This is a genomic window from Dietzia massiliensis, assembly GCF_018390595.1.
Classification (GTDB): Bacteria; Actinomycetota; Actinomycetes; order Mycobacteriales; family Mycobacteriaceae; genus Dietzia; species Dietzia massiliensis.
This window is the reverse complement of the sequence record NZ_JAHBAV010000011.1, coordinates 1-14,058: the sequence shown is the minus strand read 5'-3', so window position 1 is coordinate 14,058 and position 14,058 is coordinate 1. Positions and strand designations below refer to the sequence as shown.

The 14,058-nt window shown below is 71.0% G+C and carries 14 protein-coding genes, 1 pseudogene and 1 riboswitch; of the genes and pseudogenes, 5 read left to right on the top strand and 10 right to left on the bottom strand.

The genetic code is table 11. The features are described from left to right. Positions 1 to 175: 175 nt before the first annotated feature. Genes KHA85_RS04675 through KHA85_RS04655 form a run of 5 tightly spaced genes read right to left on the bottom strand, consistent with a single transcriptional unit; the run spans position 176 to position 4,017 of the window. Positions 176 to 862: a metal-dependent transcriptional regulator gene (locus tag KHA85_RS04675; protein ID WP_063974160.1), complete on the bottom strand. Its 687-nt coding sequence runs from the start codon at positions 860 to 862 to the stop codon at positions 176 to 178. After that, the gene (locus KHA85_RS04670) at positions 859 to 1,728 is read right to left on the bottom strand and encodes a metal ABC transporter permease (RefSeq protein WP_213184951.1); all 870 of its coding nucleotides are present in this window, start codon (positions 1,726 to 1,728) and stop codon (positions 859 to 861) included. The genes KHA85_RS04675 and KHA85_RS04670 overlap by 4 nt, the downstream gene beginning before the upstream one ends. Further along, positions 1,725 to 2,543 carry a metal ABC transporter ATP-binding protein gene (locus KHA85_RS04665; protein WP_213184950.1) on the bottom strand — a complete coding sequence of 273 codons (819 nt, stop codon included), beginning with the start codon at positions 2,541 to 2,543 and terminating at the stop codon, positions 1,725 to 1,727. The genes KHA85_RS04670 and KHA85_RS04665 overlap by 4 nt, the downstream gene beginning before the upstream one ends. After that, positions 2,540 to 3,511: a metal ABC transporter substrate-binding protein gene (locus KHA85_RS04660; protein ID WP_213184949.1), complete on the bottom strand. Its 972-nt coding sequence runs from the start codon at positions 3,509 to 3,511 to the stop codon at positions 2,540 to 2,542. Before KHA85_RS04660 ends, KHA85_RS04665 begins: the two co-directional genes overlap by 4 nt. Positions 3,512 to 3,525: 14 nt before the next feature. Beyond that, a complete protein-coding gene (locus KHA85_RS04655; protein WP_213184948.1) occupies positions 3,526 to 4,017 on the bottom strand; it encodes a tRNA (cytidine(34)-2'-O)-methyltransferase in 492 nt (163 codons plus the stop codon). Positions 4,018 to 4,077: 60 nt separating this feature from the next. Here KHA85_RS04655 and KHA85_RS04650 point away from each other — a divergent pair, with 60 nt between their 5' ends. Continuing rightward, positions 4,078 to 4,935: a bifunctional methylenetetrahydrofolate dehydrogenase/methenyltetrahydrofolate cyclohydrolase gene (locus KHA85_RS04650; protein WP_213184947.1), complete on the top strand. Its 858-nt coding sequence runs from the start codon at positions 4,078 to 4,080 to the stop codon at positions 4,933 to 4,935. Positions 4,936 to 4,943: 8 nt separating this feature from the next. Then, complete coding sequence (locus KHA85_RS04645) at positions 4,944 to 5,297, top strand: DUF3017 domain-containing protein (protein ID WP_213184946.1); 354 nt, start codon at positions 4,944 to 4,946, stop codon at positions 5,295 to 5,297. Between the two features lie 370 nt (positions 5,298 to 5,667). Here KHA85_RS04645 and KHA85_RS18435 read toward each other — a convergent pair whose 3' ends face one another. The 5 genes and pseudogenes from KHA85_RS18435 to KHA85_RS04625 form a co-directional block, all read right to left on the bottom strand. Beyond that, positions 5,668 to 6,003: a putative endonuclease domain-containing protein gene (locus tag KHA85_RS18435; protein WP_308936854.1), complete on the bottom strand. Its 336-nt coding sequence runs from the start codon at positions 6,001 to 6,003 to the stop codon at positions 5,668 to 5,670. A 508-nt stretch (positions 6,004 to 6,511) separates the two neighbouring features. After that, a pseudogene (locus KHA85_RS18430) lies at positions 6,512 to 6,610 on the bottom strand (type IV toxin-antitoxin system AbiEi family antitoxin domain-containing protein); the annotation flags it as partial. A 319-nt stretch (positions 6,611 to 6,929) separates the two neighbouring features. After that, the gene (locus KHA85_RS04635) at positions 6,930 to 7,403 is read right to left on the bottom strand and encodes a hypothetical protein (RefSeq protein ID WP_213184945.1); all 474 of its coding nucleotides are present in this window, start codon (positions 7,401 to 7,403) and stop codon (positions 6,930 to 6,932) included. Then, positions 7,400 to 8,569 (bottom strand): homoserine O-acetyltransferase MetX, encoded by a 1,170-nt coding sequence (gene metX, locus KHA85_RS04630; protein ID WP_213184944.1) that lies wholly within the window; start codon positions 8,567 to 8,569, stop codon positions 7,400 to 7,402. Before metX ends, KHA85_RS04635 begins: the two co-directional genes overlap by 4 nt. 9 nt (positions 8,570 to 8,578) lie before the next feature. Further along, positions 8,579 to 9,913 (bottom strand): O-acetylhomoserine aminocarboxypropyltransferase/cysteine synthase family protein, encoded by a 1,335-nt coding sequence (locus KHA85_RS04625; protein WP_213184943.1) that lies wholly within the window; start codon positions 9,911 to 9,913, stop codon positions 8,579 to 8,581. 54 nt (positions 9,914 to 9,967) lie between these two features. Further along, a riboswitch (SAM riboswitch) is annotated at positions 9,968 to 10,084 on the bottom strand. A gap of 157 nt (positions 10,085 to 10,241) precedes the next feature. On the opposite strand from KHA85_RS04625, the gene KHA85_RS04620 reads away from it, so the two are divergent. The 3 genes from KHA85_RS04620 to KHA85_RS04610 all read left to right on the top strand — a co-directional run bounded on the left by KHA85_RS04620 (position 10,242) and on the right by KHA85_RS04610 (position 13,770). After that, entirely contained in the window at positions 10,242 to 11,465 is a 1,224-nt protein-coding gene (locus KHA85_RS04620; protein ID WP_213184942.1) for an NADP-dependent isocitrate dehydrogenase, read from the top strand. 115 nt (positions 11,466 to 11,580) lie between these two features. Further along, the gene (locus KHA85_RS04615; RefSeq protein WP_213184941.1) at positions 11,581 to 12,453 is read left to right on the top strand and encodes a bile acid:sodium symporter family protein; all 873 of its coding nucleotides are present in this window, start codon (positions 11,581 to 11,583) and stop codon (positions 12,451 to 12,453) included. 48 nt (positions 12,454 to 12,501) lie between these two features. Then, complete coding sequence (locus KHA85_RS04610) at positions 12,502 to 13,770, top strand: MFS transporter (protein WP_308936851.1); 1,269 nt, start codon at positions 12,502 to 12,504, stop codon at positions 13,768 to 13,770. Positions 13,771 to 14,058 lie beyond the last annotated feature (288 nt).

Genomic DNA, 14,058 nt, shown 5'->3' with positions numbered 1-14,058 from the left:
CCGTCACCGGGCCGGAATCAGGCCGGATCCCGGGGATTTCCCCGATGCGCGGTCGCGCCCGGCCGACGAGCACCCACCTCATGGTCACCGACCGATTCTGCGAGTGACCGCGGGGGAGCGGGGCGGATGCGGACCTCGTCGTCGTCGCCCCGCTCGCCGCACGGGGTGCCCGACGTCAGTCGTCGACGCGCACCCGCACCGCCGCGGCCACCGGCGTGCCCACCTGCACGACCCGGCCCGCCAGCGACACCGAGATGATCCCCAACTCGACCTGCCGGGAGACCACCTCCACGGGGGAATCGGGGCGTAGGCCAATCTCGGCGAGGTGGCGCAGAACGGCGTTGTCGCGGTCGGAGACCCGGGTCACCACACCCGTAGAGCCCTCTTCGACGTGATCCAACGGGGTGTCGCCGAGGGGGTCGAGGTGGCCGTCGCGGGTGGGGATGGGATCGCCGTGGGGATCGCGGCGCGGGTGGTCGAGGAACACGTCGAGGGCGTCGACGAACCGGTCCGAGACCACGTGCTCGAGCGCGTCGGCCTCGGCGTGCACCTCGTCCCACGGGTAGTCCAGGCAGCGGGCGAGGAACGTCTCGATGATCCGGTGCCGCCGCACCATCGCCACCGCGAACGACCGACCCGCCTCCGTGAGCACCACCGGCGCGTACGGGCGGTGCTCGGCGAGGTCCATCGCGACCAGCTTGCGGACGCCCTCGCTCACGGAGGAAGGCGACGCGCCGAGACGTTCGGCCAGTGCACTCGAGGTCACGGGGTCGCCGCCGGCGCCGAGCGCGTGCACGGCCATGAGGTAGGCCTGGATCGTCGGGGTGAGGTCGGCGAGGGCTCTCGGCGGGTCGACGGTCATGTGACCATCATCCCCGATCGTCGCCCGCGGGCGCTCGCCACCGCCCGCGGGATCACCCCGCGCCGGGGCGCGAGCAACTGCGCCGCCGCGAAGATGACCGCCTGGGTGAGGACCACGACCGGGCCGGGCGGGAGGTCGGCGTAGTAGCCGAGGTACAGGCCGGTGACACCGCCGATCAGGGCAACGACGACGGCGAGGACCATCGTCCCCCGCATCGTGTCCGCCACCAACTGGGCGGTCGCGCCCGGGATGATGAGCGTCGCCACGACCAGGATCACACCCACGGACTGCACCCCGGCGACCGTCGCGGTGGCCAGCGTCGCCAGCAGCAGGGCGGTGAGCGCCCGGGTGCGCAGCCCCAGGGTGTGCGCGTGGAGCCGGTCGAACGCCAGCAGGATCAGGTCGCGCCGGAACGTGAGCAGCACGATCACCGTGAACGCGGCCACCACGAGCACCTGCACGAGGTCGGAGTCGCGGACGCCCAGCACGGAACCGAACAGGATCGAGTGCAGGTCCTGCTGGGTGGGGAACCGGGCGATGAGCACGAGACCGAACGAGAACAGGGCCGTGAACACGATGCCCATCGCGGCGTCCGGCCGCACCGTCCCGCTCTCGCGGACCGCGCCGATCAACCACACCGCGATGAGCGCGGCGACGAGGGCGCCGACCGCGAACGGGATGCCGGTCAGCGCCGCGATCACCACTCCCGGCAGGACCGCGTGCGACACGGCGTCGCCCATGAGCGACCACCCCATGTGGACCAGCCAGCAGCTCAGCAGCGCGCCGGCGATCCCGGAGGCCGTCACCACGAGCAGGGCGCGGCGCATGAACTCGTACGACATCGGTTCGGTGAGCAGTTCGATCACGAGACGGCCCGATCGGTGACAGGGGACGCGGTGGCGCCCGGGGTGGAGCCGGCGGCGCCGGGGAGGCGGGCGCCGAGCAGTGTCGACAGGACGTGCGGCGTCGTGGTCTCGGCGACCGGGCCGTGGGCGACCAGGCGGCCGTTGAGCAATGCCACCGAATCGGCGAGTCGCTCGACGGTGCCCAGGTGGTGGGTGGAGACCAGCGCGGTGCGGCCGCCGGCGGTGAGCTCGCGCAGAACGTCGATGTAGACCTCCTCGCTACCGGCGTCCATCCCGTTGAACGGCTCGTCGAGCAGGAGCAGGTCGGCCTCCTGGGCCAGGCAGCGCGCCAACATGACCCGGCGGCGCTGGCCGCCCGAGAGCTCGCCGATGCGCCGCGACGCGAGCCCCGACAGCCCCACCCTCTCGAGGGCGTGCGCCACCGCGTCCCGGTCCCGTCCCGACGGCCGACGCCACGGCCCGGTGAAGTGCCGGCGGCCCTGCATGACGACCTCGGCGGCCGTGACGGGGAAGTGTTCGTCGATGCCGTCGGCCTGCGGCACCGCCGCGACCCGTCCGCTGCGCAGCGCGCCGCGGACGGACGTGCCGAGAAGACGGACGGAGCCCGCCGTGGGGGTGACCAGGCCGAGCAGCGCCTGCAGGAGGGTCGACTTGCCGGAGCCGTTGGGGCCGAGCAGGACGGTGATCTCCCCCCGCCGCGCGGACAGCGAGACCGCGTCGAGGGCCCGGACCTGTCCCTGGTCGACGGTGAGGTCGGAGACGACGACGGCGGGCGGGCCGGCGTCCGGGGAGAAGGGCAGTGGCCGATCGGTCATGAGGTCAGCTCCCGGGTGATCGTCTCGAGGTCGTGGTCGAGGAGGTCGAGATAGGTGGGCACGGGTCCGGTGGGGCCGGAGAGCGAATCGACGTACAGCAGGCCCGCCAAGCGGCTGCCGGTCTCGGCGGCGACCTGCTCCATGGCGGCGTCGGAGACCGTCGACTCGCAGAACACCGCGGGGATCTCCCGCTCGCGGATCCGGTCGATCAACGCGGTGACCTGCCGGGGCAGGCCCTGGTTCTCACTGTTGACCGGCCACAGGTACAGCTCCTCCAGCCCCAGGTCGCGGGCCAGGTAGGAGAACGCCCCCTCGCAGGTGACGAGCACGCGGCGGTCCGCCGGCACCTCCGCTACCGCGTCGCGGGCGCGGACCGCCATCTCCTCGAGGTCGGCGACGTAGTCCTCGGCGCGGGCGCGGTACTCCGCCGCGCCGTCCGGATCGAGGTCGGCGAGGGCGCCGGCGATCGCGTGGACGTAGCGTGCGCCCTCGACCGGCGACATCCACGCGTGGGGATTGGGGCGGCCGGTGTAGTTGCCCGCCCGGATGGGCAGGGGCTCGACCCCGTCCGAGGTGACGAGGTGGGCGGCGTCGGTCCCGTCGATGAACCGCAGGAGCCAGTCGTCCATCCCCAGCCCGTTACTCACCACGAGGTCCGCGCCCTCGACCCGCTTGAGGTCCTCGACGGTCGGCTCGTACTGATGTACGTCGGCGCCCGGCGTGGTGACGGACTCGACCACCACGCGGTCGCCGCCGACGCGGTCGACCATGTCGGCCAGGATCGTGAACGTCGTGGCCACCACGACTCGGTCCCCGGGCGCGACGGTGCGCGGCCGGTCGTCGACGTCCGCCGGGCCGGTGGCGCCGACCGCGCACCCGGACAGCAGCGCGAGCGCAGTGGTGAGCGCTGCGGCGGTTGCTCGGAGGGGGGCGGCGCTACGGGTGGCAGCGCCTCTGGGTTTCGGCATGCCGAAACGTTAAATCAATTGGCTGGAAAATTCATACCGCCCCGGTAGTCCTGCTGGCGCCACGCCTCGTAGACCGCCACCGCGGCGGCGTTGGACAGGTTCATCGAACGCCGCCCGGGCAGCATCGGGATCCGCACCCGCGCCGTCACCCGCGGATCGGCTAGGACGTCCTCGGCCAGGCCGGTGGGTTCGGGGCCGAAGAGCAGGACGTCGCCGGGGGCGAACCGCACCTGGGGCAGCGCGAGGTCGGCTCGGGCTGAGAACGCCCACACCCGCGCCGGCAGGAGTCGGGAGTACGCCGCCTCGAGGTCCTCGTGGACCTCGACGTGCGCGAGGTCGTGATAGTCCAGCCCGGCCCGCCGCAGGTGCGGCTCCGACAGGTCGAAGCCCAGCGGGCCCGCCAGGTGCAGCTCGCACCCGGCGCCGGCCGCCATGCGGATCGCGTTGCCGGTGTTGGGTGGGATACACGGACGGTCGAACAGCACGCGCACACCCACACCGGTCATGGGGGCCATTCTCGCAGCGCCGCGACGACGGGCGCGCCCGGGAGTGGGATACTGGTGCGCGTGACCGCGATCAAGCTGGACGGCAAGCTCACCCGCGACGAGATCGTCGCCGACCTCACCCGGCGCGTGTCCGCGTTGCGGGAGAAGGGGATCACCCCGGGGCTCGGCACGGTTCTGGTGGGGGACGACCCCGGCAGCCACTCCTACGTCAAGATGAAGCACCGCGACTGCGAGCAGGTCGGGATCGCCTCCATCCGACGTGATCTGCCCGCCGACACCACCCAGGCCGAACTCGAGGCCGTGATCGACGAGCTCAACGACGATCCCGCGTGCACCGGGTACATCGTGCAGCTGCCGCTGCCCAAGCACCTCGACGAGAACGCGATCCTCGAGCGCATCGACCCGGTCAAGGATGCCGACGGACTCCACCCCGTCAACCTCGGCAAGCTCGTGCTGGGCGAGCCCGCCCCGCTGCCGTGTACCCCCAACGGCTGCATCCACCTGCTGCGTCGCTTCGGGGTGGAGCTCGACGGTGCGCACGTCGTGGTGGTCGGCCGCGGCGTCACCGTCGGTCGCCCGATCGGCCTCATGCTCACGCGGCGTAGCGAGAACTCCACCGTGACCCTGTGCCACACCGGCACGCGTGACCTGGCGGCGGAGACCCGGCGCGCGGACGTCATCGTCGCCGCCGCGGGAGTGGCTCACATGCTCACCCCGGACATGGTCAAGCCCGGCGCCGCCGTGCTGGACGTGGGGGTCTCCCGACTCGACGGCAAGCTGGCCGGCGACGTGCACCCGGACGTGTGGGAGGTCGCCGGGGCGATCTCACCCAACCCGGGCGGCGTCGGACCGCTCACCCGCGCGTTCCTGCTGGGCAACGTGGTCGAGCGTTGCGAGCGGCTCGACGCCGACACCTGACGGCTATCGTGACCGACCCTGCTCCCGACCGCGCCCGGCACCGGGCCACCGACGCCCGGCCGCGCCGGGCGCGTCCCGCCCGCCTGACGTGGGCGCAGGTGCGTGCGCAGTGGCCGCTCGCGCTCGTGCTGGCGGGGGTCGTCGTTGCGCTGGGCTTCGTCGTCCTCGAACGCTGGCGCAGGGGCGCGTTTCTGCTGGGGCTGGTTGCGCTGGCGGCGGCGACCCTGCGCGCGGTGCTCCCGGACGAGCGGGCGCGGCTGCTCGGGGTACGCGGCAAGGGGTTCGACGTGGCGTTCTACGTCGGGATCGGAGCCGTCATCCTGTGGTTGGCCACCTCCGTCGACTCGCTCGGTACCGGCTGATCCTCCGGGTCGTGCACGGCGGGGGTGCTATGCCCCGCGGGGTTGCGGTGTCCGGCGCGGTTGCCGGGCTCGCCGCAGCCTCCGCGCTTGGCCGTGCTGTGGCGCTCGGTGCGGTTGCTGGGCTCGCGGCAGCCTCCGCGCCCGGTCGCCGCTCCGCTGACGTCGGCGACACCTATCGAATCGCGCGCCACCTATCCGACCGCGCGCCACCTATCCGACCGCGCGCCACCTATGGGGCCCCGTAGGCGGCGCATAGTCGGATAGGCGGCGCTAGCTCTGGGGGTGCGCCCGGCGGCTTCTGTCCGGTGGTTGCACCCGGTCGGGAGGGCCCGGGCCACAGCCGCTGGCGGGTCCGCCGGATCGGCCCCGATCACGCAGCGGCTGCGAGGAGCACACGCTTGATCCGCGCAGCCAGCACATGCGGTTCCTGCAGATCGCGCCACCGCCAGTGGAGGACCCGGTAACCGAGGGCCATCAGTTCGGCGTCGCGGTCCTTCTCCATACCCAGGCGGCGCCGTGTCTCGCCGGGGCTCAGCCCGTCGAAGTACTTGCCGAAACCGTCGCACTCTCCGATCACGCCGTACTCCCGCCACAAGAAGTCCACACGGGCGACCCGAACGCCTCGAGAGGTGAAGACGTCCACCTGAGGCTCGGGCTCCGGTAGGCCGAAGTCGTGGAAGGTCGGCCGGCTGAGGCTCTCTGCCACGCTCTCGCTCCTCCCGTCGACGACACTCAGCGACTGCCGTGCACGTCTGATCCCGCGACGACCCGCGGATCTGCGCAGAGACTCGTCGAGCGAGTCCCTGGTGACGATCTCCCCGTACAACGCCGCGTCGGCGACCGCCACGGCAGCGTCTCTGGGCGGTCGAGATCGCGATGTCGGTGACTGTTCGTGCCGGGGTGGTGACCCGCAATCCATTGACCGTCATCACCTCATCGGACAGGCCGGGCGCGGTGCGGAAGGTCGTCAGACTGGTTGTGCGGGACCGCGGCGTCGGGCCGTCCTCGCACACCGCGACCCTGCGCAGCGGAAGACCCCAGTCCGGAAGCCCGTGGAGGAGGGCCGCGGATGAGTGGGAGAAGACCGGCGCGTCGAGTGCGGCGTCCGCGGCCAGAATCGACAAGAGGTGGCGCTCGCGCCTTCCGAGGTCACGCGCTCGTCCTTCGACGTAGAACCCGGGCCTGAGTCGGATCAGATCGCCGGACTTCACCGCGCGGCTGATGCTCTGACTCGTGATTCCGCGGGCGAGTAGCTGATCGGAGGTGACCAGCAGGGAGATCAGGTCGTCTGGTGTGTTCACGGGCCCGATCATCTGGGCCCAGACTCCGGGAAATCGGCTCAGCACCGCCTGACGCGGCCTAGCTGTGGAGAGCGCCGGGCCTGCGGATGGACGAGTACGCGTGCTGGACTTCCCGGGCTGAGCAGCACGCATCGTGCCGCGCGCGGGTCATGGATGGACGATCTCGCACGACGGCACGTCATTGCATCGCAGGTCACCTATCGGGATGCGCGCCGCCTAGGGGTTCCCTTGGGCGGCGCTCGATCCGATGGGCGGCGTTGCGACCTGACGGCACGAAGCGCGTAGGCGAGTTGCGCGGCTCGCCGGGGGACCGCGTCGGCGGGGGAGTCGGTCAGCGCAGCCGGAGGGGGACGCCCTCGCGGACATGATCGCGAACCCCGTCCGACGCGATGAGATATCCCATTGCGGCCAGGGCGAGCAACGAGAACACGGTGCCGACCACCGAGATGAACGTGAGGCTGTCCAGCACCGTCCGGGCGAGTGAGCTGAGCGTCAGCAGGCCCACGCCGGCGCTGATCACCACCAGCGACGCACGGTGCGCCCGCCACAGCAGGACCGCGCCGACGAGGAGCAGCAGCCCCAGGACCAGCGAGGAGACGGCTGAGACGACCAGGGGCCCGAATCCGGCGGTACCGCTGCCTCCGCTCGCGGTGGCGGCCAGGCCGAGCACGGTGGCAAAACCGATGGCCACGCCGATGATCCCCAGGCCGGCCGCCAGTCCGGCCAGCAGCATCGCGGCGGGGCGGGGGGTCTGGTCCCGCTCGGCCGCGTGATGCGGGTGATCGTGGTGGTCCGGGCCAGTCACGCGTGCCCCCGCGTCTTCTCGGCGGTTCCCTGCTCGGCGAGTTCCAGGGTGCGCGCGAGCATCGGGCCGACCACATCCGCCTCGGTGAGGAACCCGTCGTGCCCGGCGGGACTGTCGATGACGACCAGTGGCTCCGCTCCGGGGAGCAGCGCGGCGAGCTCCTCCTGCTGACGCAGCGGGTACAGCCGGTCGGTGGTGACGCCGCCGATGACGCAGGGAACCGGACACGAGCGCAGTGCCTCCTCGACGCCGCCGCGCTCGAGGCCCACGTCATGACGGTTCAACGCGTCCGTGAGCAGCACGTACGTGCAGGCGTCGAAGCGGGAGACGAGCTTGCCGGCCTGGTGGTCGAGGTACGACTGCACGGCGAAGCGGCCCGACATGGACAGGTCCTCGCCGCGGGGATCCTCGCCCGGCTGCGGACGGTTGGCGAAGCGTTCGTCCAGTTCCACCTCACCCCGGTAGGACAGGTGGGCGATGCGGCGGGCGATGCCCAGGCCGGTCACAGGGGTGCGGCCGGTGCCGTGGTACCCGCCCTGCTGCCAGTGCGGGTCTGAGGTGACGGCCATGATCTGCGCGGTCTGAATACCGATCTGATCGGCCGACGCCCGGGCGCCGACCGCCAGTACGCACGCCGCGCGGACGCGGTCCGGGTGGGAGACCATCCACTCCAGGGCGCGGGCCCCGCCCATGGATCCGCCGATCACGGCGGCCCAGCGCTCGATGCCCAGCAGATCGGCCAGAACGCGCTCGGACTCGACCATGTCCCGCACCGAGACGGCGGGGAACCGGGCTCCCCAGTAGTGGCCGTCGGGGTGTAGCGAACTGGGGCCGGTCGACCCCCGGCAGCCACCCAGGACGTTGACCGACAGTACGCAGTAGCGATCGGTGTCCAGCGGCAGACCGGGCCCGACGAGCCCGTTCCACCATCCCGGGGTGGGGTGCAGCGAGTCGACCGGTCCCACGACGTGCGAGTCACCGGTGAGCGCGTGCTCGACCAGCACGACGTTAGAGCGGTCCTCTGCGATCCGCCCCCACCGCTGGACGGCGAGCGTCACCCCCGGGAGGACGACACCGGTGACCAATGTGATGTCGCCGATGGCGACATGGCCGAGGGTGCCGTCACCCGGGGGCAACAGCGCGAGCGGATCGGAAGAGCTGACCATGGGATCGGGTCAGGAGATCGCGGCGAAACCGAGCTCGAGGTCGGCGATGAGGTCCTCGACGGACTCGATGCCCACCGAGAGGCGGATGGTCGCCCACGTGACACCCGCGATCGCGTTGGCCTCGGGGGTGCCCTGTGAGTGGGTCGTCGTGGCCGGGTGGGACACCAGCGACCGCACGTCGCCGATGTTCACCAGGCACGAGTGCAGCTTGAGGGCGTCGATGAACGTCCACGCGCGCTGCTTGACCTCCTCGTCCGACGCGCCGTCGGGGACGACGATGTCGAACGTCACGATCGCGCCGGCGCCCTTCGGGGAGATCTTCTTCTGCAGCTCGTTGTACGGCGACGACGCGAGGCCGGCGTACTGCACCTTGGCGACGTCCTCGCGGGCCTCGAGCCACTCGGCGATGCGCTGCGCGTTGGACACGTGGCGCTCGATCCGCAGGCTCAGGGTGTCGATGCCCTGGGCGAGGGTCCACGCGTTGAACGGGGACGCGGCCGCACCGGTGTCCCGCAGGAGGGTGACGCGGGCCTTGAGCGCGAGCGCGGGCGCGCCGAGGTCGGCGTAGACCAGCCCGTGGTACGCCGGGTCGGGGGTCGTGAAGGACGGGAAGACGTCCTCACCGTTTCGCTGCACACGCCAGTCGAACTTGCCGCCGTCGACGAGCACTCCACCCAGGGACGAGCCGTGGCCACCGAGGTACTTGGTCGCCGAGGCCACCACGACGTCGGCTCCCAGCTCGAGCGGACGGATCAGGTAGGGGGTCGCCACCGTGTTGTCGATGACCAACGGCACCTGGTTGTCGTGCGCCACCTCGGCGATCGCCGGGATGTCGAGGATGTCGTTGAGCGGGTTCGAGATGGACTCCGCGAAGAACAGCTTGGTGTTGGGGCGCACCGCCGCCTGCCACGAGGCGGGGTCGTCCGGGTTCTCGACGAAAGTGGTCTCGATGCCGTACTTGGGCAGGGTGTGCCGCAGCAGGGTGTGCGTGCCGCCGTAGAGGCGCGGGGAGGACACAACGTGGCCGCCGGACTGGGCGATGGCCTGGATGGCGGCGGTCTCGGCCGCCTGACCGGACGCGAACAGCAGACCCGCGACGCCGCCCTCCAGAGAGGCGATGCGGTCCTCGACCGCCGCCACCGTCGGGTTGGTGATACGGGTGTAGATGGGGCCCATCTCTGCGAGGGCGAACCGGTCGGCCGCCTGCTTGGCGTCGGCGAAGACGTACGAGGTGGTCTGGTAGATCGGCAGGTTCCTGGCGCCGGTGTCGGAGTCGACGGGCTGCCCGGCATGGATCTGGCGGGTCTCGAAGGCCCAGTCAGGGTTGCTGTTGTCGTAGGTCATAGGGGCGGAGCCCCTCCTTTCCTCAGAAGGGTCCGGCCGCTTCGTCAGACAGCGGACCCGCGCTTGCCCGTCCACCCGGTCGGGTGGTGGCCAGGTCGTCTCCCGGGGCACCCCACCGCGGTGGAGGGTTGCCGTCCAGCGAGCCGGGGCTTCGCGCTGGAACTCATGACCTGGGGGTCAGGCTAGCCTAAGCCGCTTCGCGGCTGCAACGAGGGGCCACCCCGCTTCGGCAGGTGCCGCGTGCCCCGCGTCAGTAACATGAGATGTGCGTCACGATATTCACCGACAGCGCCGGTCTCACGAGGTCCGGGCGGGGAAAGAGGGGCCGATGTCAAAGATCAAGGTCGAGGGGACGGTCGTCGAACTCGACGGCGACGAGATGACACGCATCATCTGGAAGTTCATCAAAGACGAACTGATCCATCCCTACCTGGACGTAAACCTCGAGTACTACGACCTCGGGATCTCCAGTCGTGACGCCACCGACGACCAGATCACCGTCGACGCGGCCAACGCGATCAAGGAGCACGGCGTCGGCGTCAAGTGCGCGACCATCACGCCCGACGAGGCCCGCGTGGAGGAGTTCGGGCTCAAGCGCATGTACCGCTCGCCGAACGGCACGATCCGCAACATCCTCGGCGGGACCATTTTCCGCGCCCCGATCATCATCTCCAACGTCCCCCGTCTCGTGCCGGGCTGGACCAAACCGATCATCGTCGGCCGTCACGCCTTCGGTGACCAGTACCGCGCCACCGACTTCGAGGCCCCGGGGGCGGGCAGGGTCACCATCACCTTCACGCCGGCCGACGGGTCCGAGCCGATCGAGCACGAGGTGGTGGACCTGCCCGAGGAGGGCGGAGTGGTGATGGGTATGTACAACTTCAACAAGTCCATCGAGGACTTCGCGCGCGCCTCGTTCAACTACGGCCTGGACCGCGGCTACCCGGTGTACCTGTCCACCAAGAACACGATCCTCAAGGCCTACGACGGCGCCTTCAAGGACATCTTCCAGGACGTCTTCGACCGCGAGTTCAAGGACGAGTTCGAGGAGGCGGGTCTGACCTACGAGCACCGCCTCATCGACGACATGGTGGCGTCCTCGCTGAAGTGGGAGGGCGGATACGTATGGGCGTGTAAGAACTACGACGGCGACGTGCAGTCCGACACCGTGGCGCAGGGCTTCGGCTCACTCGGCCTGATGACCTCGGTCCTGCTCACCCCGGACGGGAAGACATGCGAGGCCGAGGCCGCCCACGGCACCGTGACCCGCCACTTCCGCCGGCATCAGCAGGGCGAGCCCACCTCCACCAATCCGATCGCCTCGATCTTCGCGTGGACCCGGGGCCTCGAGCACCGCGGCAAGCTCGACAACACCCCCGAGGTGATCGAGTTCGCCCACCAGCTCGAGGACGTCGTCATCAACACCGTCGAGGGCGGTCAGATGACCAAGGACCTCGCCCTGCTCGTCGGAGACGACCAGGAGTATCTCAACACCGAGGACTTCCTCGCCGCGCTCGACGATAACCTCAAGCGCACCCGCGCCGGCTCCTGACCCGGGCTGGATCGGCGCACGGGCCCACCGCCCGTGGCGAGATGGGCTACGGTCAACCGGACAGTGGTCCACATCACGGTGCGGCCGCCCCCGCCCAGAGGCCCCAGGAGGTCCCGTGGACCAGAGCCCGCTGATCGACGTCGGTCTGCCGATCGCCCTGGCCATCATCATGGTCGGGATCGGTCTCAGTCTCACGCGGGAGGATTTCGCGGTCCAGGCCCGGTCGCCGTGGGCCACGATCGTCGGCCTGGTCGGCCAACTCGTCCTGGTGCCGCTGATGGGGGTCGGGGTCGCCCTCCTCTTCGACCTCACGCCGATGCTCGCACTCGGGGTGGTGCTGGTGGCCGCGACACCCGGCGGTGCCACGTCCAACCTCATCACCTACCTGTCCCGCGGGAACGTCGCCCTGTCGGTCATCCTCACCGCCATCACCTCCGTCGCCGTCATCCTCACGTTGCCCCTGTGGTTCGACCTCGGCGTCCGGTTCATCCCGGGCGCGGCGGACTCGGAGGTCAGCGTCCCGCTCGGTCAGACCTTCGGGTTGCTGCTGGGCGTCATCCTCATCCCTGTGACGATCGGCATGGTGCTGCGGGCGAAGGCGCCGTCGCTGGCCGCGCGCATCGAGCGGTTCGTCGGGGTGGTGGGGCTTATCGTGCTGGTGGCGCTGATCGTGGGCATCGTCCTGGGCGAGCGGGACCGGATCGTCGACCTGGTCGCGACCGTGGGCCCGGCGGTGATCGTCCTCAACATCGCGTTCATCCTCCTGGGCGGGCTCCTCGCGTGGGTGTGCCGACTGGGCCGCGCCGAGCAGATCGCCGTCGCGGTGGAGTTCGGCATCAAGAACACGACCCTGACGATGCTCATCGCCTTCACGGTCATCGGTGACGAAGAGGTCGGTCTCGCCGCCGCCGTCTACAGCATCGTCATGTATGTCACCTCGTTCCTCGTGGTCTACGGCGGACGGCGCCTCATGCGTACCGCCCCCTGAGAGGGTTGCGCGGCGGGACCACCTGTTCGGGCGGCGTAGCCTGCTCCGGTGACCACGCGCCCCGACCCCGCCGCCGAGCCGGCCGCCGCCCCCACCGTCTCCGCCACCGCGGCGTCCGCGTCCGCCACCGCGGGGCCCGCGCCCACCGCCCGGCGGGTGGCGGCGGCGATCCTCGCGCTCGCGCTGGGCGGGTTCGGCATCGGCGTCACCGAGTTCGCCGCGATGGGTCTGCTGCGCTCGATCGCGGACGGCTTCGGGCTCACCGAGCCACAGGCCGGCAACGTCATCACCGCCTACGCGCTCGGCGTGGTGGTGGGCGCGCCGCTGCTCACCGTGTGGACGTCGCGGTGGCGCCGGCGCACCCTGCTGCTGGTGCTCATGGCCCTGTTCACCGTCGGCAACGTGGCGGCGGCCTTCGCGCCGACCGCGGAACTGCTGGTGGTCGCCCGCTTCGTCGCCGGCATCCCGCACGGCGCGTACTTCGGGGTCGCCTCACTGGTGGCGGCGTCCCTCGCGGGACCGGGCAGGCAGGCGCGCGCGGTCTCCCAGGTGTTGCTGGGCCTGTCGGTCGCGAACGTGATCGGTGTCCCGGCCGCGACCTGGCTCGGGGAGTCGATCGGGTGGCAGTCGGCCTTTCTCGCGGTCGGGGTGATCGGCGCACTGACCGTGGCGGCCATCCTCGTCGTCGTCCCCGAACCCACCGGCACGGTGGTCGTGCGCGCCCGCGAGGAGCTGGCCGCCCTGGCGCGGCCACAGATCCTCGCCACGCTGGCCGTGGGCTGCGTGGGCTTCGGCGGGATGTTCGCGATCTACACCTATATCCAGTGGACGATGGTCGACGTCGCCGGGATCGACCGCGCGTGGATGCCCGCCGTCCTGGCCGTCTACGGGCTGGGCATGGTGGCCGGCAACATCGTGGGCGGGATCGTCGCCGACCGCGACCTCGACCGGGGCCTCGTCGGCATCGCCGCCGTGATGACGCTCGTGCTGGCGGGGTTCGCGCTCGCCGCGCATCACCCCGTTACCGCGGTGATCGGTCTGTTCCTCGTGGGGACCACGGGCTCGGCGCTCGTGCCCGGGCTGCAGTCGAGGCTCATGCGGCACGCCGGCCGCGGGCAGACGCTGGCCGCCGCGCTCAACCACTCGGCACTCAATGCCGCCAACGCGCTCGGCGCCTGGCTCGGCGGGGTCGTGATCGCGTTCGGGTGGGGTTACACCTCGCCCGCCCTCGCCGGTGCCGCGCTGGCGGCGCTCGGGCTGGCGATCCTCGCCGTGGCCGTGCGGTCGGTGCGCAAGGGAGAAACCGCGGCGCCCTGAAATGTCGTAGCCGTCTGAGAAGGTGCGGGCACGCGGCCGGGACAACCGGCTTTCGTCACCACACCGAGAGGCTGACCATGGGGAATGCAGCGCAAGCCACGCCCGGGCGTCCGGCGTCGAAGGAGATCCTCGGACGCCTTGGAATCTCGGAGCGAGCTGTAGTCGAGGCGGTTCGAGACGGTCTCGCCGAAGGGCTCGCCCTCGATCCCGCGGCGCCGAAGATCGCTCCGGGGTTCTACGCTTGGGCAGGGACGGTCGCGTCGATCCGGCGCCACCTGGCGACCGACG